The sequence below is a fragment of the Roseibium sp. SCP15 genome (assembly GCF_040329435.1).
Taxonomy (GTDB): domain Bacteria; phylum Pseudomonadota; class Alphaproteobacteria; order Rhizobiales; family Stappiaceae; genus Roseibium.
The window spans coordinates 176,210-200,345 of record NZ_JBDZYI010000004.1 but is presented as its reverse complement, the minus strand read 5'-3'; the positions used below and the strand labels follow the sequence as shown (position 1 = coordinate 200,345).

General features: G+C 56.6%; 27 protein-coding genes and 1 pseudogene. 17 read left to right on the top strand and 11 right to left on the bottom strand.

Annotated features, from left to right (window positions below; translation table 11 throughout):
* Positions 1 to 3 precede the first annotated feature (3 nt).
* The 4 genes from ABLO27_RS20805 (at position 4) to ABLO27_RS20790 (ending at position 2,565) form a co-directional block, all read left to right on the top strand.
* Positions 4 to 1,047: a peptidoglycan -binding protein gene (locus tag ABLO27_RS20805; RefSeq protein WP_353035371.1), complete on the top strand. Its 1,044-nt coding sequence runs from the start codon at positions 4 to 6 to the stop codon at positions 1,045 to 1,047.
* A 43-nt stretch (positions 1,048 to 1,090) separates the two neighbouring features.
* A complete protein-coding gene (locus ABLO27_RS20800) occupies positions 1,091 to 1,480 on the top strand; it encodes an MAPEG family protein (RefSeq protein WP_353035369.1) in 390 nt (129 codons plus the stop codon).
* A 123-nt stretch (positions 1,481 to 1,603) separates the two neighbouring features.
* Positions 1,604 to 2,290: a M50 family metallopeptidase gene (locus ABLO27_RS20795; RefSeq protein WP_353035368.1), complete on the top strand. Its 687-nt coding sequence runs from the start codon at positions 1,604 to 1,606 to the stop codon at positions 2,288 to 2,290.
* Positions 2,287 to 2,565, top strand: a complete 279-nt coding sequence (locus ABLO27_RS20790) for a bestrophin family ion channel (protein ID WP_353035366.1) — start codon at positions 2,287 to 2,289, stop codon at positions 2,563 to 2,565. Before ABLO27_RS20795 ends, ABLO27_RS20790 begins: the two co-directional genes overlap by 4 nt.
* 22 nt (positions 2,566 to 2,587) lie before the next feature.
* Here the strand turns inward: ABLO27_RS20790 and ABLO27_RS20785 are convergent, their stop codons facing one another.
* From ABLO27_RS20785 to ABLO27_RS20775, 3 genes are read right to left on the bottom strand one after another with little or no spacing between them, the layout of a single operon-like run.
* Positions 2,588 to 2,770 carry a hypothetical protein gene (locus ABLO27_RS20785; RefSeq protein WP_353035364.1) on the bottom strand — a complete coding sequence of 61 codons (183 nt, stop codon included), beginning with the start codon at positions 2,768 to 2,770 and terminating at the stop codon, positions 2,588 to 2,590.
* A gap of 14 nt (positions 2,771 to 2,784) precedes the next feature.
* Complete coding sequence (locus ABLO27_RS20780) at positions 2,785 to 3,936, bottom strand: aromatic ring-hydroxylating oxygenase subunit alpha (RefSeq protein ID WP_353035362.1); 1,152 nt, start codon at positions 3,934 to 3,936, stop codon at positions 2,785 to 2,787.
* On the bottom strand, positions 3,933 to 4,520 hold the full coding sequence (locus tag ABLO27_RS20775) for a TetR/AcrR family transcriptional regulator (protein WP_353035360.1): 588 nt from the start codon (positions 4,518 to 4,520) through the stop codon (positions 3,933 to 3,935). Before ABLO27_RS20775 ends, ABLO27_RS20780 begins: the two co-directional genes overlap by 4 nt.
* A gap of 86 nt (positions 4,521 to 4,606) precedes the next feature.
* Here ABLO27_RS20775 and ABLO27_RS20770 point away from each other — a divergent pair, with 86 nt between their 5' ends.
* Complete coding sequence (locus ABLO27_RS20770) at positions 4,607 to 5,500, top strand: sterol desaturase family protein (protein ID WP_353035358.1); 894 nt, start codon at positions 4,607 to 4,609, stop codon at positions 5,498 to 5,500.
* 13 nt (positions 5,501 to 5,513) lie between these two features.
* A complete protein-coding gene (locus ABLO27_RS20765; protein WP_353035356.1) occupies positions 5,514 to 5,993 on the top strand; it encodes a DUF2141 domain-containing protein in 480 nt (159 codons plus the stop codon).
* Between the two features lie 104 nt (positions 5,994 to 6,097).
* Here the strand turns inward: ABLO27_RS20765 and ABLO27_RS20760 are convergent, their stop codons facing one another.
* A complete protein-coding gene (locus tag ABLO27_RS20760) occupies positions 6,098 to 6,502 on the bottom strand; it encodes a helix-turn-helix transcriptional regulator (protein WP_353035354.1) in 405 nt (134 codons plus the stop codon).
* A 16-nt stretch (positions 6,503 to 6,518) separates the two neighbouring features.
* On the opposite strand from ABLO27_RS20760, the gene ABLO27_RS20755 reads away from it, so the two are divergent.
* Entirely contained in the window at positions 6,519 to 6,881 is a 363-nt protein-coding gene (locus tag ABLO27_RS20755; RefSeq protein WP_353035352.1) for a nuclear transport factor 2 family protein, read from the top strand.
* A 204-nt stretch (positions 6,882 to 7,085) separates the two neighbouring features.
* Here ABLO27_RS20755 and ABLO27_RS20750 read toward each other — a convergent pair.
* Together ABLO27_RS20750 and ABLO27_RS20745 are read right to left on the bottom strand one after the other, a co-directional pair.
* Positions 7,086 to 7,811, bottom strand: a pseudogene (locus ABLO27_RS20750) (DUF1013 domain-containing protein); the annotation flags it as partial.
* Between the two features lie 158 nt (positions 7,812 to 7,969).
* Entirely contained in the window at positions 7,970 to 8,971 is a 1,002-nt protein-coding gene (locus ABLO27_RS20745; protein ID WP_353035350.1) for an NAD(P)H-quinone oxidoreductase, read from the bottom strand.
* Positions 8,972 to 9,136: 165 nt separating this feature from the next.
* On the opposite strand from ABLO27_RS20745, the gene ABLO27_RS20740 reads away from it, so the two are divergent.
* Both ABLO27_RS20740 and ABLO27_RS20735 read left to right on the top strand, forming a co-directional pair.
* A complete protein-coding gene (locus ABLO27_RS20740; protein ID WP_353035349.1) occupies positions 9,137 to 9,334 on the top strand; it encodes a DUF1192 domain-containing protein in 198 nt (65 codons plus the stop codon).
* Between the two features lie 414 nt (positions 9,335 to 9,748).
* A complete protein-coding gene (locus tag ABLO27_RS20735; RefSeq protein WP_353035347.1) occupies positions 9,749 to 10,291 on the top strand; it encodes a DUF1465 family protein in 543 nt (180 codons plus the stop codon).
* Between the two features lie 209 nt (positions 10,292 to 10,500).
* Here the strand turns inward: ABLO27_RS20735 and rpmE are convergent, their stop codons facing one another.
* Positions 10,501 to 10,725 carry a 50S ribosomal protein L31 gene (rpmE, locus tag ABLO27_RS20730; protein ID WP_008196026.1) on the bottom strand — a complete coding sequence of 75 codons (225 nt, stop codon included), beginning with the start codon at positions 10,723 to 10,725 and terminating at the stop codon, positions 10,501 to 10,503.
* 303 nt (positions 10,726 to 11,028) lie between these two features.
* Between rpmE and ABLO27_RS20725 the strand changes: the two genes are divergently transcribed.
* Positions 11,029 to 12,852, top strand: a complete 1,824-nt coding sequence (locus tag ABLO27_RS20725) for an ABC transporter transmembrane domain-containing protein (protein WP_417714832.1) — start codon at positions 11,029 to 11,031, stop codon at positions 12,850 to 12,852.
* Positions 12,853 to 12,949: 97 nt separating this feature from the next.
* On the opposite strand, the gene ABLO27_RS20720 is transcribed toward ABLO27_RS20725, so the two are convergent.
* Together ABLO27_RS20720 and ABLO27_RS20715 are read right to left on the bottom strand one after the other, a co-directional pair.
* Positions 12,950 to 13,741, bottom strand: coding sequence for an SDR family NAD(P)-dependent oxidoreductase (locus tag ABLO27_RS20720; RefSeq protein ID WP_353035343.1), 792 nt, complete (start codon positions 13,739 to 13,741; stop codon positions 12,950 to 12,952).
* A 136-nt stretch (positions 13,742 to 13,877) separates the two neighbouring features.
* Positions 13,878 to 15,785: a propionyl-CoA synthetase gene (locus ABLO27_RS20715; RefSeq protein WP_353035341.1), complete on the bottom strand. Its 1,908-nt coding sequence runs from the start codon at positions 15,783 to 15,785 to the stop codon at positions 13,878 to 13,880.
* Between the two features lie 172 nt (positions 15,786 to 15,957).
* Here ABLO27_RS20715 and ABLO27_RS20710 point away from each other — a divergent pair, with 172 nt between their 5' ends.
* Both ABLO27_RS20710 and ABLO27_RS20705 read left to right on the top strand, forming a co-directional pair.
* Positions 15,958 to 16,722: a sulfite exporter TauE/SafE family protein gene (locus tag ABLO27_RS20710; protein WP_353035339.1), complete on the top strand. Its 765-nt coding sequence runs from the start codon at positions 15,958 to 15,960 to the stop codon at positions 16,720 to 16,722.
* Between the two features lie 85 nt (positions 16,723 to 16,807).
* Complete coding sequence (locus tag ABLO27_RS20705) at positions 16,808 to 18,442, top strand: acyl-CoA synthetase (protein ID WP_353035337.1); 1,635 nt, start codon at positions 16,808 to 16,810, stop codon at positions 18,440 to 18,442.
* A gap of 78 nt (positions 18,443 to 18,520) precedes the next feature.
* Here the strand turns inward: ABLO27_RS20705 and ABLO27_RS20700 are convergent, their stop codons facing one another.
* Positions 18,521 to 18,700, bottom strand: coding sequence for a YdcH family protein (locus tag ABLO27_RS20700; RefSeq protein ID WP_353035335.1), 180 nt, complete (start codon positions 18,698 to 18,700; stop codon positions 18,521 to 18,523).
* A 366-nt stretch (positions 18,701 to 19,066) separates the two neighbouring features.
* On the opposite strand from ABLO27_RS20700, the gene ABLO27_RS20695 reads away from it, so the two are divergent.
* The 3 genes from ABLO27_RS20695 (at position 19,067) to ABLO27_RS20685 (ending at position 21,017) form a co-directional block, all read left to right on the top strand.
* A complete protein-coding gene (locus tag ABLO27_RS20695) occupies positions 19,067 to 19,264 on the top strand; it encodes a YdcH family protein (protein WP_417714831.1) in 198 nt (65 codons plus the stop codon).
* Between the two features lie 136 nt (positions 19,265 to 19,400).
* Entirely contained in the window at positions 19,401 to 19,895 is a 495-nt protein-coding gene (gene purE / locus ABLO27_RS20690; protein ID WP_353035331.1) for a 5-(carboxyamino)imidazole ribonucleotide mutase, read from the top strand.
* Positions 19,896 to 19,922: 27 nt separating this feature from the next.
* A complete protein-coding gene (locus ABLO27_RS20685; protein ID WP_353035330.1) occupies positions 19,923 to 21,017 on the top strand; it encodes a 5-(carboxyamino)imidazole ribonucleotide synthase in 1,095 nt (364 codons plus the stop codon).
* Between the two features lie 47 nt (positions 21,018 to 21,064).
* On the opposite strand, the gene ABLO27_RS20680 is transcribed toward ABLO27_RS20685, so the two are convergent.
* A complete protein-coding gene (locus tag ABLO27_RS20680; protein ID WP_353035328.1) occupies positions 21,065 to 22,462 on the bottom strand; it encodes an MATE family efflux transporter in 1,398 nt (465 codons plus the stop codon).
* Between the two features lie 402 nt (positions 22,463 to 22,864).
* Between ABLO27_RS20680 and rpsU the strand changes: the two genes are divergently transcribed.
* On the top strand, positions 22,865 to 23,092 hold the full coding sequence (rpsU, locus tag ABLO27_RS20675; protein ID WP_008188883.1) for a 30S ribosomal protein S21: 228 nt from the start codon (positions 22,865 to 22,867) through the stop codon (positions 23,090 to 23,092).
* Positions 23,093 to 23,262: 170 nt separating this feature from the next.
* Entirely contained in the window at positions 23,263 to 24,120 is an 858-nt protein-coding gene (locus ABLO27_RS20670) for a tetratricopeptide repeat protein (protein WP_353035326.1), read from the top strand.
* Positions 24,121 to 24,136: the final 16 nt, after the last annotated feature.

The following is a 24,136-nucleotide window of genomic DNA, read 5'->3' as shown; positions in this document are numbered from 1 at the left end:
AACATGGCTGGTGGACTAGCCGGACTTCGCGCCCGCCGCCGCGCTCAGTCAACGGATTACTGGCCTGGCTTCGTTGACGCCATGGCGACGCTCCTGCTCGTCATCATCTTCCTGCTGTCGATCTTCATGATTGCTCAGTTCTTTCTGTCGCAGCAGCTGTCCGGCCGCGACACGGTACTGAACCGCCTGAACGCGCAGATCAGCGAACTGACCGAATTGCTTGCACTCGAACGGGCCGCTTCCGGTGAACTTGAAGACACCATCCTTGGGCTTCAGGCCAGCCTGAGCGATGCCGAGGCGGAACAGACACGCCTGCTTGGATTGCTGGAGAGCAGTTCCGGCGCCGCCGATGCCGCAGGTGGCAGGGCAAGCCGACTGGAAAACCTGCTGGATGATGAAAAGCAGGTCAGCCAGGAAGCCCTTGCCCAGGTGGAATTGCTCAACCAGCAGATCGCGGCTCTCAGACGCCAGATCGCAGCAGCCAATGCCGCACTGGAAGCTTCCGAAGCCAAGGAAGCCGAAAGTCAGGCCAAGATCGCCAGCCTCGGCCGCAGGCTGAATGCTGCACTTGTCCAACGTGTCCAGGAACTCTCGCGTTATCGGTCTGACTTTTTCGGCCGTCTCCGGGAAATTCTCTCGCAGCGTTCGGACATTTCCGTCGTCGGCGACCGCTTTGTGTTCCAGTCGGAAGTGCTTTTTGACTCCGGTTCGGAGGACATCAACCCGGCCGGTCAGACTGAGCTCGACAAGCTGGCGGACGCCATCCAGGAACTGAGTGTCCAGATCCCGGATGAAATCAACTGGGTCTTGCGCGTCGACGGCCACACGGATGCCCGCCCTCTTTCAGGAACCGGACGTCTGCGCAACAACTGGGAACTTTCCGCAGCGCGCGCGATTTCCGTCGTTCGATACCTGATTGAAAGGGGCGTCGATCCCAAACGCCTGGTCGCCGCAGGTTTTGGTGAATTCCAACCTCTCGAGGAAGGGGAAACACCTGACGTTCTGGCGAGAAACCGGCGCATCGAATTGAAGCTGACGGAACGCTGACGCTTAGAAGGTCAGTCAGGGCACAAGCAAACGGGGCATTTCAATGCAGATCGAATATGCAACCGTCCTGATTGCATCAGCGCTGGGTCTTGTCCATATCGCCTGCGCATCCTTCGCATTCAAGGCCCAGGTCGGCCACAAATACACGATCGGAGCACGCGACGAGAATCTGCTTCCGGAAGGCGTCGCCGGACGACTGAAGAGAGCGCAGCTCAATTTTCAGGAAACGTTCCCAATCCTGATCGCACTGGTCCTGGTGCTCGATCACGTTCAGGGGTTTGATGGTCTTAGCATGTTCGGTGCCGGCTCTTATCTGCTTGGACGCCTTCTGTTTCTGCCGCTCTACGCATTTGGCGTTCCCCTTTACCGAACCCTGGCCTGGAAACTGGCAACCGCCGGCCTGGTGCTGCTCGGTGTCTCCGTCTTTGTCTGAAATCCACCAGGCAAACCGATCAACGCCAGAACTTCAAAACGAAAAGTCTCGCCGAAACACACCTTCAGAAGCTTTCCCGCACTCCAGTGAGAGCAGGCAACGGGGACACGGACAGGTCAAAACATGCAATTGCTCAAAGGACATTGGCAGCTGATCGTGATCACAGGACTTCTGTTCCTGCTCTGGAACACACCTGTCGTCATTCCGTTGAAAATCCTGATTGTCTTCCTGCATGAACTGTCTCATGCGCTCGCCACTATTTTGACCGGTGGATCCGTCGTTGATCTTTCGCTGTCACCTCAGCAAGGCGGTCACGTCATCTCGCGCGGAGGGAATCGCTTCGTCGTGCTTTCCGCAGGATATCTCGGGTCGCTTCTCCTGGGCGTTGCGCTGCTCGTGATTGCGGTTCAGACCAAGCTGGACCGGGTCGCAGTTGCTCTGTTCGGTGTCGTCACATTGATGATCACTGCCTTGTACATTCGGGACCTTTTTCCCTTTGTCTTCTGTTCAATAACTGGTCTCGGAATGCTTGCCGTCGCACGTTACCTCGACCGCCGCCTCAACGATCTGCTGCTTCGGGTGATTGGGCTGGCCAGCATGATCTACGTCCCCTTCGACATTTTCGACGACACGATCAGACGATCGGGTGTCCGCTCCGATGCCTACATGCTTGCTGAGGAATTTGGCGGGCCAACTCTGTTCTGGGGCGGCTTATGGTTCGTTCTGAGCCTTGCCGTCATCGTTTGGTGCGTGAAATACGGACTGGGTCAGAACAGCAATGTCACGTTCAGCAAAAAGAGCGCGAAATGATCATCATGGAGCCCCCTTCGGCCCTGCGTCTGTTTGTTGTCATGCAGGGATCAATCGTTCCGCAGATCTTCAGCAAGATCATCTCCGTGGCCGTGCTATCCGGGACTGTGATGCTTCTCGACATGCATGTTGTTTCACTTCCGCGCATACCGATTGCCGCCATGGGTGTCTTCGGCATTGCTCTGTCCCTGTTCCTCGGTTTCCGCAACAACGCAGCCTATGATCGCTGGTGGGAGACACGCCGGTTGTGGGGGGCTTTCATTGGCGATGGATGATCCGGTCTTGTCACGACATACTTCAGAATCCGCCGATCCAGTAGAAACACGACAGGGCTACCAAAAGCCAAAGTCCCATGATCAACCAATAACCAACCGGCTCTTCGGAACGGCGAAATGCGCGGTGCAACCAGACAGTTCCGGTAAAGAGATCAAGAATTACCCAGCCAAGCAGCAGGAACCCCAAAAATGTTGTCCAATGCATAGTGTGCTCCCGACTCAGTCCGAATCCCGCAGCCGGCTCAAGAGGCTGCGATGAAACCATCGAATGGGATCTTCGGCGCCGGGCCCAAACGATAGCGGCCCTGGCTCAAAAGCCGGGGACTGCAGTCCCTTCTGTACCTTCTCGCAGATCCACACATCTTCCGTCTGAAAGTCCCCAGTTTCCAGAGGATGCTTGGTCCAGTTGTCCGAGGAGATGATTCCGGTTTTCTTGTCGAACCCCTGAATATATTTCCGCTCATCCAGTGACTGCCAGGGACCGACCCAATGGCGGATGATCAATCGCGTTGTGGAAGCCGATGTCGGTTTCAGCATTGTAATCGACAGCCCATAGGGCGTTGGCACAATGAGCGTGAGCGGGAACAGGAAGTAGACCCCGCCGTATCCGGTCTGTTGCGCGCTCCTGATCGTGCCGGTCGTTCCATTCTCGTCCCGGATCTTCTTCGGCAACCGGTGGCGCACCCCTTCCTCGTTCGCATACCAGATCATATGGTCGCCGGCTTGCTCCCAGATGTTTTTGTCCGGCGTCGGTCCACCGAGTGTCTGCTCATGCAAATAGGCAAGGTGATAGCCGTCGATGGCATTCTCCGCGAAGACTTTCCAATTGCATTTCACGTCATAGACCAGAGGAACCGCTTCCCTGACATCCGATGCATACATGTCATGAGGCCACGCTTGACCCGCAACCGGGGCAATCCAGTCGTCGAAACTCGCGTCGGGATCCGGATTGGCAAAGACGAAGTCATTGAATATTCCAAATCCAGCAGGCTTCAATCCGAGTTTCGAACGATCAAGATCCGGAAAACAGGTCTGTTTGTCAGGCACCCCGCGCAATTCACCTGCCAGTCCATAGGTCCAGCGATGATAGGGACAAACGATCGAATTGCCGATGTTACCACCCTCGCCGTCAAACAGTGTCGCCCCCCTGTGTCGGCAGATGTTATGCACCGCATGCAGGTCACCACTCTTGTCCCGGATCACCGTTATCGGAAATGCCCCGATTTCGGCGTTCTTGTAGTCACCAGCTTCCTTGAAGTCCGCGGTGACGCCCACAAAACACCATGAACCGGAAAACAGCCGCTCAACTTCCAGATTGAGCCAGGCTGAATCGGTATATGCCTCGCGGCTTAGTCTATGAAGTTCAGTCAATTTTGTTTCCCAAGTGCCATAACCAGCAGTAGCGCTGCATTTTTGGAGGCTTCTATGAACTGCGCCGAAACTCCAATCGGATAGAGCGCTTCAACGTTAAAGTAGATGCCGGAGATCCCCGCACCTGCCGCCTTGACTTGGTCCTCCGAAGCCTGCGGGTGTTCGCGAGCGATCTCGTTTTCGATCTTGCCGACAAAGTCTTCCAGCCATTCCCGCAGCCGGCAGGCCAGCTCACTGTCATCCGGCGCTCCGGCGCTCAATGCATTGAACACTTGAACCAGGCGCGGGTTCGCGTAACGCGGGTCGAACAAAAGGTCGATAAGCACGGCCAGCCGGTTTTGGCTTGGTAGATAGGACAGCAAAGTAGTCATGGAAGTCCGGCTCTGGGAGAGAAATCGCTCGATCAGTGCAGCCAGAAGATCTTCCCGATTGCCGACATTGTGCCGGATAAGCGGACGCGCCAGCCCGGCGACTTCCGCCACCTTGGCAAGGGTCGCTCCTTCAAGGCCATAGCGAGCCACACACGTTTCGAACGCATCCAGGATCTGTTCCCTTCGGTCATCCTTTATGTCCGGACGGGCCAAATTCACCTCCGAATAAATTTTCAATGTTGACAATCTAATCGCATGACCTCATTTAATTGTCAACTTTGATAATTTTGGAGAAACCCTTGCAAACCTTGCTCAGCCCCATCAGTCCGTCGTGGTTGGAACAGTTGGAGATCTTCATCGACGACTGGTTTTTTGTAATCGCGCTCGGGTTTCTGGCTTTCGAGTTGATCCGGTACTGGATCTACAAGCGGCTCAGCTGGACGCTGATCGGCGACACAATCACAAACTACATCACCCTCGCCATGTTTATCGGCCTGACGATCCTGTTTCTCGGCGCGTTTTATGTGGCGACGTTCTACTACGTTTGGCAATTTGCAATTTTCGATATCGAGATCAATTGGATAACGGTGCTTGTCTGCATCGTTCTCGCGGATCTCGTTTACTATTGGGAACACCGGTTCATGCACCGGGTGAACTTTGGCTGGGCAACCCACTCGGTCCACCATTCCTCGCCGTTCTTCAATATTTCCGTCGCATACCGTTTCGGACCGATGGATTCATTCTGGCCCGTGTTCTTTCACCTGCCGCTTGTCCTGCTTGGCTTCAATCCGGTGGTTGTCCTGTTTGCCGAAGTTGTCGTCCAGGTCTATCAGACGGCGCTTCACACCGAAGCCGTCGGCAAGCTGCCGCGTCCGGTTGAGGCGGTCATGAACACACCGTCCCATCACCGGGTTCATCATGGTTCGAACCCGGCCTATCTCGACAAGAACTATGCCGGGATCTTCATCATATGGGACAGGATGTTCAACACATTCGCGGAAGAGCGGGAGAAAGTGGCCTACGGGCTCACCCGCCCAATCAATTCCGTCAACCCGCTGGTTGCCTTCCTGCACGGCTTCTATCGCCTTGGCAAGGAAGTCTGGCAGATGCCCGGACTGTTTAACAAACTCGGCGTCCTCATAAACCCGCCCGGGTGGCAGCCTGCGAAGAAAAACGACACCAACATCAAGTGAAGCGGAGTTTCAAATGCCCACAATGCGACAGCGTATCACCGCCCTTTGCGTAAGCGCCGGCATAATTGTCGGCGGTGCATGGATGGCAAGCCATGTTCCGGCCGTTGAAGCTGAAGAAGCAAAAGCCGGGACACCGCAGGGACTGGAAGTAACCGTTGACGGCATCAGAAACAGCAATGGCAAGGTGGTTGTCCTCATCATGGACAATCGCGACGCCTTTAAGGCTTACGACTACAAGGCCGCCGTCGGATATCAGGAGATATCGGCCTCCACCGGCTCTGTACAGGCATTCTTTCCTGACCTCAGATCCGGCCCGTACGCCGTGATCGCGTTTCATGACGAAAACGGAAACCGCGACCTTGATATGAATGGCCAGGTTCCGAGTGAAGGCTACACGGTGTCGGGCGCCAAGGACGCCTACGACGAACCGCCTTTCAAACGGGCTGCCACCAGCAAGCCGAAGCAGACCGTTCGACTGTTTTATCTGAACTAGGTCGCACTCCGGCCACGCCTTCCATAAAAGACAATATGACAACCGACACCCGGCTTGAGGCACCTATCCATCTTCGGATGGATTGTGCCGGCAGGCCGGGACAATTAGGCTTTGATGGTTGCTCGCGTTGCAGCGATCACAGCGTGCCGGGAAGGCAATTCCAAGCGCTCCAGAATGGCATGAACATGATCTTTGACGGTAGCGATACTGATACCGAGGCCCTCGGCGATCGCCTTGTTGGACTGTCCGGCGATCACCAGCTTGGCCACTTCCCGCTGACGCGGTGTCAGAGGTGAAAGCAGATCTCGGGTCGAGGCCTGCTCGACAACTGTCACGAGAGGCGCCCCTATCAATCGGCTTGCTTCCAGATCGATCTTCAACTGCATTCCGGACGTGACCAATGGCGCCAGAGCATCGAGAACCCCTGCTGGTATCGGTGCCTGCGGCTTGTCGCGCAGATCGTTCAGCGCTGACGCCAGGGCTTTCAGAACTTCCGGGTCGACAGACATTTAGAAGGAACCCTCCATGAGCATGATGCCATTAGAAATCAGCAATTTCTTTCTCGCAATGCAGGCAGGTCCCTCCGGCCTGGAAATACTCGGGTCGATCTTTGCACAGGATGCCGAATATACAGAGCCGTTTTCAGGCCGAAGCGAACCTCACAAAGGACGGGATGCGATTCTGGAGGCCTTTGCCGCAAGCCGAACCGACGCATTTGACGATGCCGTTATCACCCTGGGGTCCGTGGAAGTATCGGGTGAGACCATTACCGTGAAATGGACTTGTCATTCTCAGGCAATTCCGGGAGGAAGCGGCAGCGGAACCAATGTGTTCAAGATTTCGGCCGGCAAGATCACCTCTCTGGTGACGACTCTCGACCAGGCATGAAAAAGGCCGCCAGCGACATCCGCTGGCGGCCTTTTTCTTAACTGAATACGAGAAGACTTACTTGTTTTCTTCGCTGCCTTCTTCGACTTCTTCCGCCGCATCAGCCTCATCAGCCTCCGCAGCTTCGCTAACTTCTTCAGCTTCGCCAGTCTCTTCAGCTTCGCCAACTTCTTCAGCAGTTGCGACGTCAAAAGATACTACAGCCTCTTCAGCCTCCTCTTCTTCGCTCTCGCTCTTCAGGGAGTTCAGCTTTGCAAAGACCGCATCAGCATCGATTTCTTCTTCTTCCTCGCGCTTGATCGGAGTGCTCGGATCAAGCGAGAAGGCGGCTGCGATTGCATCTTCGCTGGTGGTATCTTCGACCGGCATCAGCGTTTCGACAGGCTCGCCAACCATTGGCTGCGGAGCGTTCTTCGCAGCTTTCTCAACTTCCATGTCCAGCTCAAGCTGGCTGCAGAGGCTAAGAGTTACCGGATCGGACGGCGTCAGGTTCGCGGAGTTCCAATGGGTACGCTCGCGAATGGCTGCGATCGTCGGCTTGGTTGTTCCAACCAGGCGCATGATCTGTGCGTCCTTGAGTTCAGGATGGTTACGCACCAGCCAGAGAATCGCATTCGGACGATCCTGACGACGGGAAACCGGCGTGTAACGCGGCCCCTTGCGCTTGGATTCCGGAACAACCACTTTCGAACCCTGCAGCTTCAGCTGATAGTTCGGGTCGTTCTGAGCTTTCTCGACTTCTTCACGCGACAGCTGGCCGGTCAGAATCGGGTCAAGCCCCTTGATCCCCTGCGCAGCTTCACCATCGGCAATAGCCTTGACTTCAAGCGGGTGCAGTTTGCAGAACGAGGCAATCTGCGTGAAGCTCAGTGCAGTGTTGTCTACGAGCCAGACGGCGGTTGCCTTCGGCATAAGCGGCGTGTTCGCCATCGGATAAATTCCTCTCGTCTGCTCCCCCGCCCGGCGGGGCGAAAAAGCGGTGTTCCATCTCTGTTTCAAGGGAAGTGGCGGGAATATAAGCCGAACGTCGCGGAAACGCAAATGGAGTCACACATTCATCTTTCCGCAGCGCAGCATTGCACCTAGCGTCACTCCATGGTCAGAACGATTTTCCCAATATGGCCAGAGCTTTCCATCCGCTTGTGGGCCTCGGAAGCCTGACTGAAAGGGAACGTTGAATCCATGACCGGACCGACTTCTCCCGATTCGATCAGTGGCCAGACTTTCTCCTCCAGGCTTTCGGCAATCGCTGTTTTGAATGCGTCGCTTCTGGGCCGCAAGGTCGACCCTGTATGCGTCAGACGTTTTACCATCAGGCGCGAAAAGTTCACGTTCTCCGCAATTCCGTTTAGCGTTGCAATCTGGCAGATCCGCCCTTCAACCGCAGCCGCCTTCCAGTTTCGTTCAACGTAATCGCCTCCGACCATATCCAGGATCACATCGACCCCTTGCCCGTCCGTCAGCTCCAGCACAGCCTTTTCAAATGCCTGGTTGCGATAGTTGATGACATGATCCGCGCCGAGTTTACGAACCGCCTCGGCCTTCTCGTCTGATCCGACAGTGGTGAAAACTTCCGCACCGAACGCTTTTGCCAGCTGAATTGCTGTTGTGCCGATTCCGGACGTACCGCCATGAACCAGGAAGCGCTCTCCGCTCGACAGGCCGCAGCGGTCGAACACGTTGGTCCAGACCGTGAAGAACGTCTCAGGCAGGGCCGCAGCCTCAACCATGGACAATCCTTTGGGGATCGGCAATGCATGGCCACCTGGAACCTTGCAAAAGGTTGCGTATCCTCCCCCCGGCGCCAGCGCAGTTACCATGTCACCGACCTTGTGCCGCTGCACCTCCGCGCCACAAGCGACCACTTCACCGGCAACCTCCAGCCCGGGAAGGTCAGAAGCACCCTTTGGCGGCGGATAGGCGCCCTTTCTCTGCAAGACGTCTGGCCGGTTTACGCCGGCAGCAACGACGCGAACAAGAATCTCATGAGAATCAATTTCCGGCATCGGCCGTGTTTCCGGTTTCAAAACCTCCGGCCCACCGGGTTCGGAAATCGCTATCGCGGACATGTTTTCCGGTAGGTTTTGCATGGAGGACATTCCTTCTGGTTCATTTTGAGACTGGTCATCGGCCCGGCGTCTGGCAGCTCCGGGGGTTTAACCTATATTGAGTGCACAGTCAGACTATGGGAATGGAAATGAAACAAACAAGCGCTCCATTCAGATAGAGTGCGCCAAACTTCAGGGAGCCGGATAATGAGCCTGTTTGACGATGACGCCCCCAAAAAGCCCGCTCAGGGCGCGATCACGGTCGGCGAAGATCTGTCCCGCTTGTCGGAATCAGAGTTAACCGAACGTATCGAAGCGCTGAACGAAGAGGTTAACCGTACACGGCAGGAACTTGAGCAGCGCGGCACTATTCGCGATGCCGCCAACTCATTTTTCCAGAAATAACCTTGTTATTTGTTGCAAGGTTAACAACAACTGACGAAATCTGCCGCATAGTTAGGTAAACGAGGTAGGTAAATTTTTACTCGTTTACCTATCGTTAATCTTTCCAAAGTATAAATTTATGTATCCAGTCATCTGGATGTGAGTGGCTCCTGTCCACTCTGTTTGACGCCTCCCTGTTAAAGACTTCGAGCCGCAACCGTGCGGCTCTTTTTTTTGATCGCGCCTCATAGTATCTTATTGAAGTTCCGGCCAAAGCCGCTTTCTGCCAATCTGGCATACAGCTTGCAAAGCTATCGGCATGAGGAGCCGTTTCGTTCCAAAAAGGAACATCTGGCACGAGATGTCTTATCTCGGGACAGGCCAGTAATAAAGAAACGGGTCAAACTGGAAGAGTAACTGAGGCGTAGTAATCCCATGACGGAAGAAACAAAAAAAGCCATTGGTCCCGTTGGTGCCGTTCACATCGCGCATCACCTTGCCAACTCCGACAACTTCCAGAACCTGTTTCAGGAAGGCATGTCGCTGGTAGAGGAAACCGCCACCTATCTGGATGGCAACGGACGCGAGGAAGCCAAGCAGCTGCCTCGTCCAGCTTCTCTTGCCTACGCCACGGAATCCATGCGCCTGACGACCCGGCTGATGCAGTTGGCGTCCTGGTTGTTGCTGCAACGCGCCGTCAATGAGGGTGAAATGTCCCGTGAGCAGGCGGGCAGCGAGAAAAACAAGGTTCGCCTCGACAAGCTTTCCAGTGCTACAGGCGGCCCGTCCTGGGACGAACTTCCGGCAACCCTGCGCGACCTGATCGAGCGCTCCACCCGTCTTCAGGAGCGTGTCGTTCATCTCGACAAGATGCTTTATCGCAAGGACGCGGAAGAACACGTCGAAGAAGCAACCAACGACAATCCGGTCGCCTCCCAACTCAGTCAGTTGCACGCCGCCTTTGGCAAACTCGGATAACCTCTGCCGACACTCTTCTTTTGATGGAAGCCGCCGCAAGGCGGCTTTTGTTTTTCCGGCGTGGGGTTCCCTCGATCCAGGCAGCAAAGGTGGACGGCCTTGAGCTATCGGATCGAAATGAAACGAAACACCGAAGATCCTCCATCTGCGAACAACAAAAAACCCGGCCATTGGCCGGGTTTTCAATAAGCAGCTGTTGCAATGGGCTATTAGGAACCCAGGAAACCAGCAAACTTGTTCTTGAAGCGGGACACGCGGCCGCCGCGGTCCATCAGCTGACGGTCACCGCCGGTCCATGCCGGGTGAGACGTCGGGTCGATGTCCAGCTGCAGAGTGTCGCCTTCCGCACCATAGGTGGAGCGGGTGGTGAATTCGGTACCATCGGTCATGACGACCTTGATGGTGTGGTAGTCGGGATGGATATCCGCTTTCATGGCCGATCCTTTCAAGCGCCTTGAAGCCTCTTTCCGGGAAAGACGCCACGCCAGCGCAAAACGAAGTAAAGGGCCGCCGATCCGGTTGCAGACGCCGCCCTCAGAAACATGAGGCGGGGATATACCCTAAGGCGGCAGGCAAGACAAGGGGCAAAATCCTGCAATTCAGGTTTGGCTTCGATCAAGGAATTGCTGTCGGAAATCTGTCACATCGCAATAAACCGGCCATCAACCTTAAAGCCATTGTGCGATTGCCGGAACATGTTAAAGACGGAGCCGACAAAGATCTGGCTGGTAGGAATGATGAGGAGAGCCATCTTGGCTGACACCCCTGCTGCAAGTGCAAACACCGATCAGAAAACATCTCGCAGGTCCCTAAGGCCGCTTACCCGGCTGTTGCCTTACCTTTTGAAACACAAAGGCATGGTGTCGGCTGCGATCGTGGCCCTGTTTTCAGCGGCAATCATCACTCTCATCTTGCCCGCTGCCGTACGCAGGATGATCGACTTCGGCTTCGGCGCCGATGACCCGGCGTTGGTGAACTCGTATTTCATTGTGCTGATCGGCGTAGTCTGCGCGTTGGCGACGGCCAGTGCCACGCGCTATTTCCTGGTCATGTGGATCGGAGAACGAGTGGTCGCGGAAGTCCGGTCAGATGTTTTTGCTCATATGACCCGGCTCAGCCCGTCATTCTACGACAGCGCCAAATCGGGCGAGATTCTCTCGAGACTGACGGCCGACACCACCCAGATCAAGGCCGCCTTTGGCTCCAGCGCCTCTCTCGCCATGCGCAATTTCCTGATGTTTGCAGGCGCCTCGGTGATGATGGTCGTCACCAGTCCACGGCTCTCGGTCATCGTGCTGGCGGCGATCCCGGTTATTCTTGTCCCAGTCCTCGGCTTCGGAAGACAGGTGCGCAAGCGTTCGCGCTTTGCCCAGGACACTCTCGCCAGTGCCTCGGCCTATGCCAGTGAGATGCTCGGCTCGGTCAGGACCCTCCAGGCCTTCACCCATGAGCGTCTCAGTTCCGACAAATACGCATCCGAGATTGAAACCGCTTTCCAGGCTGCCCGCAAGGCAATCCTGGCGCGCGCGGCTCTGACCGGCTTTGCGATCTGTGTCATCGGCGCTAGCATCGTCGCGGTTCTGTGGATCGGCGCAAGCGATGTTTTCGCCGGCCGGATCACCGGCGGTGAGTTGAGCCAGTTCCTGCTTTATTCCATTCTGGCGGCCGGGTCTCTCGCAGCACTCTCTGAAGTCTGGGGCGAACTCTCGCAGGCCGCAGGCGCAGCAGAGCGGCTGTCCGAGCTTCTGGAAGTCCAGCCCGAAATCAGCGCGCCGGCCAATCCGGTCAAGCTGCCCGAAAGGACACGGGGCAACATTTCCTTCAACGATGTCTCGTTTGCGTACCAGAACAGCAAGAACATGCCGGTGGTCAGGGACCTGACCCTTGAAGTTTCGCCCGGCGAAACCGTTGCCGTTGTCGGTCCGTCCGGCGCCGGGAAATCAACGCTGTTCAGCCTGTTGATGCGTTACTACGACCCGAATTCAGGCATTGTTCGCCTGAACGGCGTTGAGCTGTCGCAACTCGATCCGGAGGACCTGCGCCGGCACATTGCGCTTGTTCCCCAGGATACGGCAATCTTTGGTGCATCCATTGCCGAGAACATCGCGTACGGACGACCGGACGCGAACCGGGACGACATCATTGCCGCAGCCAAGGCGGCGCTCGCCGCCCCCTTCATCGAGGCGATGCCCGACGGATACGACACCATGGTCGGCGAACGCGGCATCACTCTGTCAGGCGGCCAACGCCAGCGGATCGCGATAGCAAGAGCGGTTCTGAAAAGCGCGCCTGTCCTTCTTCTCGACGAAGCCACAAGCGCGCTTGACGCCGAAAGCGAGAACCTGGTGCAACAGGCGCTCGATCGCCTGATGAAGGATCGCACGACCCTGGTGATTGCCCACAGGCTTGCAACCGTTCTGAAAGCCGACCGGATCGTTGTCATGGACGACGGGCGGATTGTCGAATCCGGAACTCACGCTGAACTGAGCGCGGCAGGTGGCCTCTACGCCAAGCTTGCCCGGCTTCAATTCGGCGCTGAAGAGCAAAAAGAGACGGCGTAGCGGCCGTCTCTTGGATCATTCACAGATTGTCCTGAACATCTGCCATCGTCACAGTCTGGTTAAGCTTAGCTGAGACTGCTGAGCCAGTTCGGCTGGCTCAGCTGTCGTCCGGCACGGCGACGGTGTAGTTCAGCGGCAGCCGTCCACCGTCAGCGAAAATCGTCTGTCCGGTGACATATCCGGCATCACTTGACGCCAGAAAGGCCGCGACGCCCGCGATTTCCGCCGGCTCACCGATCCGCAGCATGGGCGTGCGGGACAGGACGCGGTTTTTGGCCGCCGGATCGCTGTTCACGGTCGCCAGCATTTCGGTCATGATCGAGCCGGGCCCGATTGCATTCACTCGAATGCCGTATTGTGCAAGGGACAGAGCCGCTGTCTTGGTCAGCTGCGTCATGCCGCCTTTGGAAACGCAGTAGGGAATCTGATTCGGGATCGCAACGACCGAGTTGATGGATGACATGTTGATGATGCAGCCGGGCTCACCACCGTTTTCAACCTTTTCAACCATATGCCGGGCAACTGCCTGCGAGCACAGGAACGCGCCTTTCAGGTTCACCGAAAGAACGCGGTCAAAGTCTTCCTCTTCAACTTCAAGAAAATCGCCACCGGCAACGATACCGGCATTGTTGACCAGGATATCGATATCACCGAACGCGTTCAGGGTCTCGGCGACCAGGTTCCGAACATCGAGACGCTCTGCAACATTGCAGTGAATGTAAAGCGCGTCGCCCAGGCTCTTGAGCTCCTCGGCCGCTTCCTCTCCTGTTGTGTCGTCCACATCGGCGATCACGACCTTGGCGCCATCCATGACAAACCGCTTGGCAACGGCAAAACCGATCCCACGCGCTGCGCCCGTAATGATGGCGACCTTATTCTCCAAAGACACGAAAAACCTCACGGCTGCTAAAGAAATCTGAAGCCGCGTAAACTACGCGGGCCGCCACGCGGCGGCCCGACATTAGTGTGCAAAATTGACGCTGTCGATGCCCTGTGAGGACCTCCAGTAACGTCACCTCATCCGATCAAGCCGAAATTCCATGTGATTTCAAAGCGTCACTGATTTCGTCCAAAATAGCCGGATCGTCGATCGTTGCCGGCATCCTGTAACTTTCACCATCCGCGATCTGACGCATTGTGCCGCGCAGGATCTTGCCGGAGCGGGTCTTCGGCAACCGGTCAACCGTGATCGCAATCTTGAAAGCGGCCACAGGGCCGATTTTCTCGCGAACAAGTCTCACCAGTTCCTTTTCAATCTCATCGTGGGATCGCTCGACACCGGCTTTGAGAACCACGAAACCGCAAGGCAGCTGCCCTTTCAGTTTGTCCGCAATTCCAATGACCGCACATTCCGCAACGTCCGGATGGGTCGCCAGGACTTCTTCCATGCCACCCGTGGAAAGCCGGTGCCCGGCAACGTTGATGATGTCGTCGGTACGCGCCATGATCGACAGATATCCGTCATCATCGATCACACCGGCATCCGCCGTTTTGTAATACCCGGGGAACTCGGCAAGATAGGCGTCGAAGAAACGTTGATCGGCGTTCCACAGCGTCGGCAGGCAGCCCGGCGGTAGCGGAAGTTTTACAACGATATTGCCCAGCGTATTGGGACCAAGCGGATGCCCGGCATCGTCCAGAACCTGGACGTCATAGCCGGGCATCGGAACCGTTGGCGATCCGGGCTTCACCGGCAACTGTCCAAGGCCAAGCGGATTGCCAACCATGCACCAACCGCTTTCCGTTTGCCACCAATGGTCAATCACCGGCACCTGCAACTGATCAATCGCCCAGTTGACCGTTTCCGGGTCAGCCCTTTCCCCCGCCAGGAACAGCGACCGATAGGTTGAAAGATCGTATTTCTTGATCAGCTCGCCATTCGGATCTTCCTTGCGGATCGCCCGGAACGCGGTCGGTGCCGTGAAGAGAGAAACGACATTGTGATCGGAGATGACGCGCCAGAAAACGCCTGCATCGGGGGTTCCAACCGGTTTGCCTTCAAAAACAACCGTCGTGCAGCCATGCAGCAACGGCGCGTAGCAGATGTAGGAATGGCCAACGACCCAGCCGACATCGGACGCCGCCCAGAAAACTTCACCGGGTTGAACGTCATAGAGATTGGACATGGACCACTTCAGCGCCACCATGTGGCCGCCATTGTCCCTGACCACACCTTTGGGCTGCCCGGTCGTACCCGAAGTGTAGAGAATATAGAGCGGATCGGTCGCCTTAACCGGCACGGGAGCAACTTTGCGCCCTTCCGCCTTTGCTTCATCGGTCAGGCTTCCAAGATCAAAGTCACGCCCATCGATCAGGTCTGCGCCCTGTTCCTCGCGTTGAAACACCAGGCAGCATTCCGGCTTGTGGGTCGAAAGATTGATCGCCTCGTCAAGCAATGGCTTGTAGGCAATGACACGCCCCGGCTCGATGCCGCAGGAAGCGGCGATGATCGCTTTCGGAGAGGCGTCGTCGATACGTGTTGCCAGCTCATTCGCGGCGAAACCGCCGAAAACCACCGAGTGAATGACACCAAGGCGAGCACAGGCAAGCATTGCCATAACTGCCTGCGGGATCATCGGCATGTAGATGATCGCCCGATCACCCTTTTCCAGACCCCTGTCCTGTAGAACAGCGGCGAACGCCTCGACTTCCTCAAGAAGCTCGGCGTAGGTGTAGGTCGCGGTCTTGCCGGTGATCGGACTGTCGTAGATCAGCGCTGGCTGGCCCGGACGGCCCCGCTCGACATGCCTGTCCAGACAGTTGTAGCTGGTGTTGCATTCCCAGTCGGGGAACCAGCGCCCATACTGCCCCTGGTCCGGATCAAAAACCCTGTCAGTGGTTGAAATCCAGTCGATCTCCGAGGCTGCTGCTTTCCAGAAACCCTGCGGATCGTCCTTCCAGCCCTGATAGACTTCGTGATAGCGGCTTGCCATGAAATGTCCTCCCAAACAGCCAGTCCGGCCTTTGGTCAACAGAGTGCTGTAAGGGCAGGAGAAATTGCAAGCCTTCCCGCGTTATCAATTTGGAGGTCGGGACTTTACGTAAGCACTCTGGCATGCTTGTTACGCAGGTCCGTTCCTTGTACCTATCTGAACTTTCCAGCTGATGATCCCGATTACAGATCCATGGTTTTACGCCGCAGCCATTCCGGCGGTGTTTCTAGTCGGCCTGTCCAAAGGCGGCTTCGGCGGCACGATGGCCATGCTCGGCGTTCCGATCATGACACTTGTCATATCGCCGCTTCAGGCGGCCGGTATCATGTTGCCCATTCTGATAATCATGGATGTCGTTGCGCTGACGGCCTACAAGGGCCGGGCGGATTGGAAGGCCCTGTCCATTCTCATTCCGGCAGCGGTTGTCGGCATCACCATCGGATGGGCCACAGCAGCCTATGTGGATGATGCGTTCGTCACGCTGCTCGTCGGAGCGACATCCATTGCATTCGTGGCAGACTACGTTTTCAAGCGGCGAAAGGCCGCCGAGGGCGCAAGTCACAATCGGCCGAAAGGCCTGTTCTGGGGGGCTGTAGCCGGGTTCACCAGCTTCATCAGCCACACCGGCGGGCCTCCCTTTCAGATGTATGTGCTGCCTCTCCGCCTCAGTCCGGCGCTCTTTGTCGGAACTGCCGTGATTTTTTTCGCGGTCGTGAACGCCATCAAACTGGTCCCCTACTTCATGCTGGGCCAGTTCGACGCCACCAACCTGACCACATCGGTCACCCTGTTTCCTGTTGCGCTGATCGCGACCCTTGCAGGCGTCAGGCTGGTTCGGCTCATCAAGGGCGAGACCTTCTACGGTATCATCTACACCTTCATGGGCATTATCGGCGCCAAGCTGACCTATGACGGCATTTACGCATTTCTTCTGTGATCTGCCGCTTCATGGCCGAATGATGCATTGCACACTTGATCGTTTCCGGCTTTCATGACGGAAAAATGATCAAGGGAGGATGATCATGGGTTCTACTGTCAGCCCTTTCTCGCAAGGGCTTGATAAGAATACGGCTAACTACGCCCCGCTTAGCCCGCTCAGCTTTCTGGCGCGCGCCGCGGACGTTTTTCCGGAGCGGACGGCAATCGTCCACGGACAGCAGCGAACCGACTACCGGACGTTTTATCGTCGGTCCCGGCAGCTCGCCTCGGCCTTGAGTACACTCGGCGTCGGCAGCAACGACACGGTCAGTGTAATGCTGTCCAACGTGCCGCCGATGCTCGAAGCGCACTACGGCGTTCCCATGGCCAGGGCGGTTCTGCATTCCATGAATACGCGCCTCGATGCTGCAATCATTGCCTTTCAGCTCGATCACGCGAACTGCAAGGTCCTGATCACCGATCGCGAATACGCCCCGGTCATCAAGGAAGCGCTTGCAATCGCGGCGGTCAAGCCGACGGTGATCGACTATTCCGACCCTGAATTCCCGCAGGACGGAGAGCGGCTGGGAACACTCGACTACGAAGAATTCCTGCAGTCAGGCGACCCGGAGTTCGCATGGTCTCTTCCCGAAGACGAGTGGGACGCCATCACGCTCAACTATACGTCCGGCACCACCGGCAACCCGAAAGGCGTGGTTTACCATCACCGCGGTGCCTACCTGCTTGCCCAGGCCAATGTCATCACCGCGTCCATGGCCAAGCACCCGGTCTATCTCTGGACCCTGCCGATGTTTCATTGCAATGGCTGGTGCTTTCCCTGGTCCCTGTCGGTCGTTGCCGGCACACATGTCTGTCTGCGCTGGGTCCGTCCGAAACCGATGTGGGATCTGATCGCCGACGAGAAGGTCACTCACTTGTGCGGTGCGCCTATCATTATGTCGACTCTGCTGAACGCAGGCGATGATCAAAAGCGCGAACTCGATCACGAGGTCGATTTCTTCACGGCTGCCGCCCCGCCACCTGAAAGCGTTCTAGCCGCAATGAAGACCGCCGGCTTCAACGTCACACATCTTTACGGTTTGACGGAAGTCTACGGTCCGGCAGTGGTGAATGACTGGAAGTCGGAGTGGGACGAATTACCGCTCGGCGAGCAGGCGCAGAAGAAAGCAAGGCAGGGCGTACGCTATGTCGCGCTGGAAGACCTGACGGTTCTCGATCCCGAAACGCTGGACCCTGTTCCGGCTGACGGGGAAACGCTGGGTGAAGTCATGTTCCGTGGCAATGTGGTCATGAAAGGTTACCTGAAGAACCCGGAAGCAACCGAAAAAGCGTTCGAGGGCGGTTGGTTTCATTCCGGTGACCTCGGCGTGATGCATCCGGACGGCTATATCCAGCTCAAGGACCGGTCAAAGGACATCATCATTTCCGGCGGCGAGAACATTTCCTCCATCGAGGTCGAGGAAGTTCTTTACAAGCATCCCGAAGTTCAGGCTGCAGCCGTTGTCGCCCGGCCGGACGAAAAGTGGGGCGAGACTCCCTGTGCCTTCGTTGAACTCAAACCGGGCTCGGAAGCCAGCGAAGCGGATCTGATCGCGTTCTGCCGCAACTATCTCGCCAACTTCAAGGTCCCCAAGACCGTTGTCTTCTGTGACCTGCCGAAAACCTCGACCGGCAAGATCCAGAAATTTGCCTTGCGCGAGCAGGCAAAGGCGCTGTGAATTCCTGACAGATGCCTGCCTCAAAAACAAAAACGCCGCGACATGCGCGGCGTTTTTTCATTTCACGGTCTTGATGCGTTAATGGAGGGTCACATCTTGCCGTATTCGCTCAATCTCGTCCTTGATCTTGAGCTTTTGCCGTTTCATGTCAGCCAATTTCAGGGAGTCTGTACTCGGGTGCAACTGAGCATCCTCAATCTTGCGTTCCATTTCCGCGTGACGGCGCTCGAGTTCGGCGAGATGCGACTGCATTGACATGGATAAAACCTCCTGTCTGTTGGCTCAACAGCTGCACACTGCCACAGAAAATCCAGCCTTGTCGATTGCAGATTCTGCATATCTGCTGCGTTTCGCCGTCAAATTATGCATTCGAGCGACTATCCTTAGAAAACCTTGAAAAACACGCGTCAAATAAGCGCTTCAAAACTCATGAAAAATTCCCACAACATTTTCGCCGACTAACAATTGTCAAGGCAACGCATATTTTTTCACAATCTGTTTCCCGGCAGAGTTTTGCGAAGCATTTAAAATTCGGCCAAGGGCCTGACAAAGATGCTATCTTGCCCGGTGGCAGTAAAATCGAATAGGACTTGTGTCCTGATTTGGGGGACATAGATGGCGCAAATGGAAACGGATGCACTGCGAATGGAGCTCGCACAGCTTCGTCAGGAACACAGAGATCTTGACGTGGCCGTGGAGGCGTTGGCGGCAACCTCCAACCATGATGTCCTTCAGTTGCAGCGCCTGAAGAAGAAGAAACTGATGATCAAGGACCGGATCACCGCGCTTGAAGATCAGCTGTTTCCGGACATCATCGCCTGACCATTCACCCAAGGCGACTTCCAGATTGCACACACATCCAATTTTTGGCCGATTTCCCGCGATTGGCGCTTGCGATGCGCTGCGCCCTGCCTATACTCCGCGGCTCTTCTGAGCCAGCTGGAATGGAGAGCATGAAATGGCACAAGCGGATGTCGCAATCATCATGGGCAGTCAATCCGACTGGCCGACTATGAAACATGCGGCGGACACGCTCGATCAGCTGGGCATCAGCTACGAAGCCCGAATCGTTTCCGCACACAGAACTCCGGACCGCATGTATGACTTTGCCAAGGGAGCAAAGGCAGAAGGTTTCAAGGTGATCATTGCCGGAGCCGGAGGTGCCGCTCACCTTCCTGGAATGACGGCTTCGCTGACACCGCTGCCGGTTTTCGGTGTGCCTGTTGAAAGCCGCGCCCTTTCCGGCGAAGACAGCCTCCTGTCGATTGTTCAGATGCCTGGCGGAATCCCCGTCGGCACACTGGCCATCGGCAAGGCCGGCGCGACCAATGCAGCCCTTCTGGCAGCCGCGGTTCTGGCCTTGAGTGACAAGGACATCGAAGCAGCTCTCGACACATACCGGTCAAACAAAACGGCGGCGGTGGCCGAATTTCCGACCGACGACATCAACTAAGGCTCCGGCAGCAACAGGATCAAGGCGATGAGCGCGAAGTCCCGCTTGAACCCAGGCGATACCATTGGAATTCTAGGTGGCGGGCAATTGGGCCGAATGCTGGCTCAGTCCGCTGCAAGCCTCGGCTTGAAAACGCACATCTTCTGCCCCGATGCGAACAGTCCGGCATTTGATGTCTGTGCAGCCCACACACTTGCGTCCTATGAGGATAAGGAAGCGCTCGACCGCTTCGCTGAAGCCGTCTCCGTCGTAACCTATGAATTTGAAAATGTTCCGGGCGAGACGGCAGCTCATCTTGATGCCAGGGTTCCTGTCAGGCCAGGCGTCCGGGCGCTGGAAGTTTCCCAGGACCGTTTGTTCGAAAAGCAGTTTCTAACCGGCGCGGGCGTCGCGATTGCCGGTTTTGCCGAAATCAATTCGCAGCAGGATCTTGACAACGCGCTCCAGAACTTCACAGGCAGGGGTGTCTTGAAAACACGTCGTTTCGGTTATGACGGCAAAGGTCAGCTGATGATCCGCGAACCGAAAGACGCCGAAGGCGCGTTTGAGAAACTCGGCTCGGTACCGGCAGTGCTGGAGGAACTCATCCCGTTCGACTGCGAAGTTTCGGTTATTGTTGCAAGGGATCTTGCGGGGACCTGCTCGAGCTACGACATTGCACGCAATCATCATGAAAACCACATTCTGAAGACCTCAACAGTCCCGGCCGGCGTATCCGAAACCACGCTTGAGGTCGCTCGAACCATGGCCGAGCAGATTGTTTCAAACCTCGAATATGTGGGCGTGATGGGTGTCGAAATGTTCCTGGTGAAGGACGGCGGCGTTGAAACACTTCTCGTCAATGAAGTTGCCCCGCGCGTGCACAATTCCGGCCACTGGACACAGGACGCCTGCCTGACGTCCCAGTTCGACCAGCACATTCGGGCCGTTGCCGGCTGGCCGCTTGGGTCTTCTGCGCGTCACTCGGATGTTGTCATGGAAAATCTGATCGGCTTTGATGCAGACGCCTGGGAGAGCGTTTTGAAAGAACCGTCTGCGCGTCTGCACCTCTATGGCAAGTCGGAAACCCGCGCAGGCCGCAAGATGGGCCATGTGAACAGGATTTCCCCCAAAACCGACTGAGCGTGACGGTCGGTGACGTTGGCACAAGCCTGCGACACCGACTTTTCCTAGCCTCTGACCAGCCCGAGCTGCTCGCGCTTGGCAAAGCGAACATTTGCCAGAAGCGCAACGCAGGCCAAGCCTCCGGCGAGACCGCACCACACGCCAACGCCTCCCCAACCGGCCAAAAAGCCGAGCCCCAGCGACAGGCTGATACCGACACCCCAATACCCGAACAGCGCATAAAAGAGCGGTATTGTGGTATCGCCCAATCCGCGCAGGTTGTTCACGCCGATGATCTGCCCACCGTCTGCCAACTGGAACAGGGCCGCGACCAACAGGAACGACACGCCATAGGCAAGAACTTCTTCGGCCTGGGGATCATTGAGGTCGAGATAAAAACCGACAAGCGTCTCGGGAATCGTCCAGAACAGAACCGCAAAACATCCCATGAAGATCATTGTCACCACCAGAGAGGTCCAGCCGGCGCGGCCGATACCTGCATGATCGCCGCGGCCCGCGGCCAGGCTGACCCTGGTCATGGCGGCAACCGAAAGGCCGACCGGCACCATGAAGGTGATCGAGGCGATTTGCAGCGCGATGCCGTGTCCTGCAAGCGGAATGGTCCCCAACCAGCCGATCATGATGGCCGAGGCGGTAAAGAGCGACCCTTCCGCAACAATGGTCAGGCCGATCGGCGCCCCCATACGCACAATCTGAAAGAAAACCGGCCAGTCGGAACGCCAAATACGGCCGAGAATGTTGTAACGCCGCAACTTGGGGTGCCAGAGAGAATAAAAGAGCAGAAAGAGAAACGTCGTCGTTGCACTGAAAACAGATGCGATTCCGGCCCCCACCAGCTCAAGACGCGGAAAGCCGAACTCTCCGAAAATCAGGGCGTAGTCCAGGATGGCATTCACAACAGCGCCGGCAATCGTCGCCCATAGCACCACCTGGGTGCGCTCCATCACCGTCAGGAACCCACGAACGGCCATGATAAGCAGAGCCGGCGCCATGGACCACTGCAGCACGCGCATGTAGACCCCGGCCAGGCGTGCCAGCTCCGGTTCCTGCCCAAGCATGAGCAGAATCGATTCGATGAAGAACAGCAGGCACCAGACCGGTACGCAGAACAGCGTCGAGATCCAGAAACCCATGCGAACTGCGCGGCGCAGATCGCGAGGCCTGCGCTGGCCACGCGCCCGCGCTGCAAGCGGAATCACGGCCTGCAGAACCCCCATACCAAAGAACCACAGCAGCGTGAAAAAGTTGAACGCAAGCACCGAGGCCGCAAGTTCTTCCGCCCCCAGACGGCCGATCATGAGAACGTCCGTCGTGTTGATCGCCATTTGCGCAAGCTGCGCCCCGGCAAGCGGCAGTCCCAGCGCCAGCGTTGGCATAATGTCGCTGCGCCAGAGAGATGTGCCCTGCGCCGAATCGGGCCCCTCGGACGCACGCTGCGCCATTGCTTCCTCCAACAATTAGGGCTAAGACCGGCCTTCTTGATCGAGGCTTCAGGTCTGGGTGAGACTTTCACCTCTAATCTGCAAAAGACGAAGTGTCCATATTTCTTCTCTGCCTTGAAACGACGTTGAGTCAGAATAGGCGTTCTTTCTTTGCGAATGACTGTGGACACATGAGGCTTGCTCTGGTATTAAGCCCGCCAAAGTGAGCGACGCGTCAGCGGCGATCCGGTTTCTGTACACAAGTGAATGCATTGTACAAAAGTGCTTATTGCGTTGACTGCTTGTGATCAGGGCAGTCGAGTAGATTGTTGACAAGACCTCGCTTCAATCAAAGTCCAATTCTGGCAAAGTCCAATTCTGGCTGCGGATAGGCCGCAGCGCATCGAAAACGGGAAAAAACGCGTGCAGGTTCTGGTTCGCGACAACAATGTCGATCAAGCGCTGAAGGCGCTCAAGAAAAAGATGCAGCGCGAAGGCATCTTCCGTGAAATGAAACTTCGCGGTCATTTTGAAAAGCCGTCTGAAAAGAAGGCGCGTGAAAAGGCAGAAGCTATCCGCCGTGCGCGCAAGCTGGCTCGCAAGCGGGCACAGCGTGAAGGTCTGCTCCCGGGCAAGTCCGCTCGCCGTTAATCCGGCTCGAGTGCGCCTGGCGGTGAAGACCGCCATTCCTAAGCAAAGATGCCGTAAGGCCGGCCGCAGTTACGGTCGGCTTTTTGGCGTTTGTTTGAGATTGCTTGGGACATGAGAAGGCAATTCCTTCCGCAGTCACATTAACGCCCAATTGGAGGCAGATGAACGGCATGTCCAATCGCTTGACTGTAAGAGATCATATGTGCCGCATGCGCAAGTACCTGCCTCATGCAACTTTGCTCAGCCTGGCTACGCTCCTGGCTGCGTGTAACACCGGCGGCGGTGTTTACAACGACGTTCCGATCAACAGCTCGGTCGGCTCGTCCACCAATATTGCCTCCCTTACTGCTGTAATCGAATCCAATCCTTCGGATGCCAACGCCTACAGCACGCGCGGTATCGCATATGGTCAGGCAGGAAAGCTCGACCTTGCGGTCGAAGACTTCAACCGTGCGATACAACTGAACCCGCAGTCCTATCAGACCTACGCCAACCGCGCTCTGGTCTATCGCCGCCAGGGCAAGAACGACCTGGCCGTTGCCGACTACACGCGGGCCATCAATATCAAGCCTGATTACGATGTGGCGTATGTGGGCCGCGGAAACATTTATCGCCAGCAGGGTAATTTCAACGCCGCCCTCGCCGACTTCAATTCCGTGATTGCCCGCGACAGCTCCGATGCGAGAGCGTTCTACAATCGTGGCCTGATCTACCAGGCACAAAATCAGGACAGCCTGGCGATCGAGGACTTCGCGACCGCGATCGGCCTGAACCCGAAGGCAGCCGCACCCTATATTGCGCGCGGCATTTCCTATCTTGCCGTCAACGATCCGGATGCAGCATTCTCTGATCTGTCCATGGCCGTGAACCTTGACCGTGAGTCCTCGGTTGCCTGGGCGAATCGCGGTCTGGCTCTTGAAATGCTCGGCAAGCAGAAAGACGCCCGTCGCAATTACACCCGCGCCATGTCCCTGGACAATTCAAACAAGATCGCGCGGGACGGCCTGGGCCGGGTCGGTCAGGGCTAAGGCCCGATATTCCTGA

What these genes read in the sequence shown, in the direction of transcription:
- ABLO27_RS20805 (WP_353035371.1), top strand. Translation starts at nt 4, where the DNA reads ATGGCTGGTGGACTAGCCGGACTTCGCGCCCGCCGCCGCGCTCAGTCA.
- ABLO27_RS20800 (WP_353035369.1), top strand. Translation starts at nt 1,091, where the DNA reads ATGCAGATCGAATATGCAACCGTCCTGATTGCATCAGCGCTGGGTCTT.
- ABLO27_RS20795 (WP_353035368.1), top strand. Translation starts at nt 1,604, where the DNA reads ATGCAATTGCTCAAAGGACATTGGCAGCTGATCGTGATCACAGGACTT.
- ABLO27_RS20790 (WP_353035366.1), top strand. Translation starts at nt 2,287, where the DNA reads ATGATCATCATGGAGCCCCCTTCGGCCCTGCGTCTGTTTGTTGTCATG.
- ABLO27_RS20785 (WP_353035364.1), bottom strand. Translation starts at nt 2,770, where the DNA reads ATGCATTGGACAACATTTTTGGGGTTCCTGCTGCTTGGCTGGGTAATT.
- ABLO27_RS20765 (WP_353035356.1), top strand. Translation starts at nt 5,514, where the DNA reads ATGCCCACAATGCGACAGCGTATCACCGCCCTTTGCGTAAGCGCCGGC.
- ABLO27_RS20760 (WP_353035354.1), bottom strand. Translation starts at nt 6,502, where the DNA reads ATGTCTGTCGACCCGGAAGTTCTGAAAGCCCTGGCGTCAGCGCTGAAC.
- ABLO27_RS20755 (WP_353035352.1), top strand. Translation starts at nt 6,519, where the DNA reads ATGAGCATGATGCCATTAGAAATCAGCAATTTCTTTCTCGCAATGCAG.
- ABLO27_RS20745 (WP_353035350.1), bottom strand. Translation starts at nt 8,971, where the DNA reads ATGCAAAACCTACCGGAAAACATGTCCGCGATAGCGATTTCCGAACCC.
- ABLO27_RS20740 (WP_353035349.1), top strand. Translation starts at nt 9,137, where the DNA reads ATGAGCCTGTTTGACGATGACGCCCCCAAAAAGCCCGCTCAGGGCGCG.
- ABLO27_RS20735 (WP_353035347.1), top strand. Translation starts at nt 9,749, where the DNA reads ATGACGGAAGAAACAAAAAAAGCCATTGGTCCCGTTGGTGCCGTTCAC.
- rpmE (WP_008196026.1), bottom strand. Translation starts at nt 10,725, where the DNA reads ATGAAAGCGGATATCCATCCCGACTACCACACCATCAAGGTCGTCATG.
- ABLO27_RS20725 (WP_417714832.1), top strand. Translation starts at nt 11,029, where the DNA reads ATGAGGAGAGCCATCTTGGCTGACACCCCTGCTGCAAGTGCAAACACC.
- ABLO27_RS20715 (WP_353035341.1), bottom strand. Translation starts at nt 15,785, where the DNA reads ATGGCAAGCCGCTATCACGAAGTCTATCAGGGCTGGAAGGACGATCCG.
- ABLO27_RS20710 (WP_353035339.1), top strand. Translation starts at nt 15,958, where the DNA reads ATGATCCCGATTACAGATCCATGGTTTTACGCCGCAGCCATTCCGGCG.
- ABLO27_RS20705 (WP_353035337.1), top strand. Translation starts at nt 16,808, where the DNA reads ATGGGTTCTACTGTCAGCCCTTTCTCGCAAGGGCTTGATAAGAATACG.
- ABLO27_RS20700 (WP_353035335.1), bottom strand. Translation starts at nt 18,700, where the DNA reads ATGTCAATGCAGTCGCATCTCGCCGAACTCGAGCGCCGTCACGCGGAA.
- ABLO27_RS20695 (WP_417714831.1), top strand. Translation starts at nt 19,067, where the DNA reads ATGGAAACGGATGCACTGCGAATGGAGCTCGCACAGCTTCGTCAGGAA.
- purE (WP_353035331.1), top strand. Translation starts at nt 19,401, where the DNA reads ATGGCACAAGCGGATGTCGCAATCATCATGGGCAGTCAATCCGACTGG.
- ABLO27_RS20685 (WP_353035330.1), top strand. Translation starts at nt 19,923, where the DNA reads ATGAGCGCGAAGTCCCGCTTGAACCCAGGCGATACCATTGGAATTCTA.
- ABLO27_RS20680 (WP_353035328.1), bottom strand. Translation starts at nt 22,462, where the DNA reads ATGGCGCAGCGTGCGTCCGAGGGGCCCGATTCGGCGCAGGGCACATCT.
- ABLO27_RS20670 (WP_353035326.1), top strand. Translation starts at nt 23,263, where the DNA reads ATGTCCAATCGCTTGACTGTAAGAGATCATATGTGCCGCATGCGCAAG.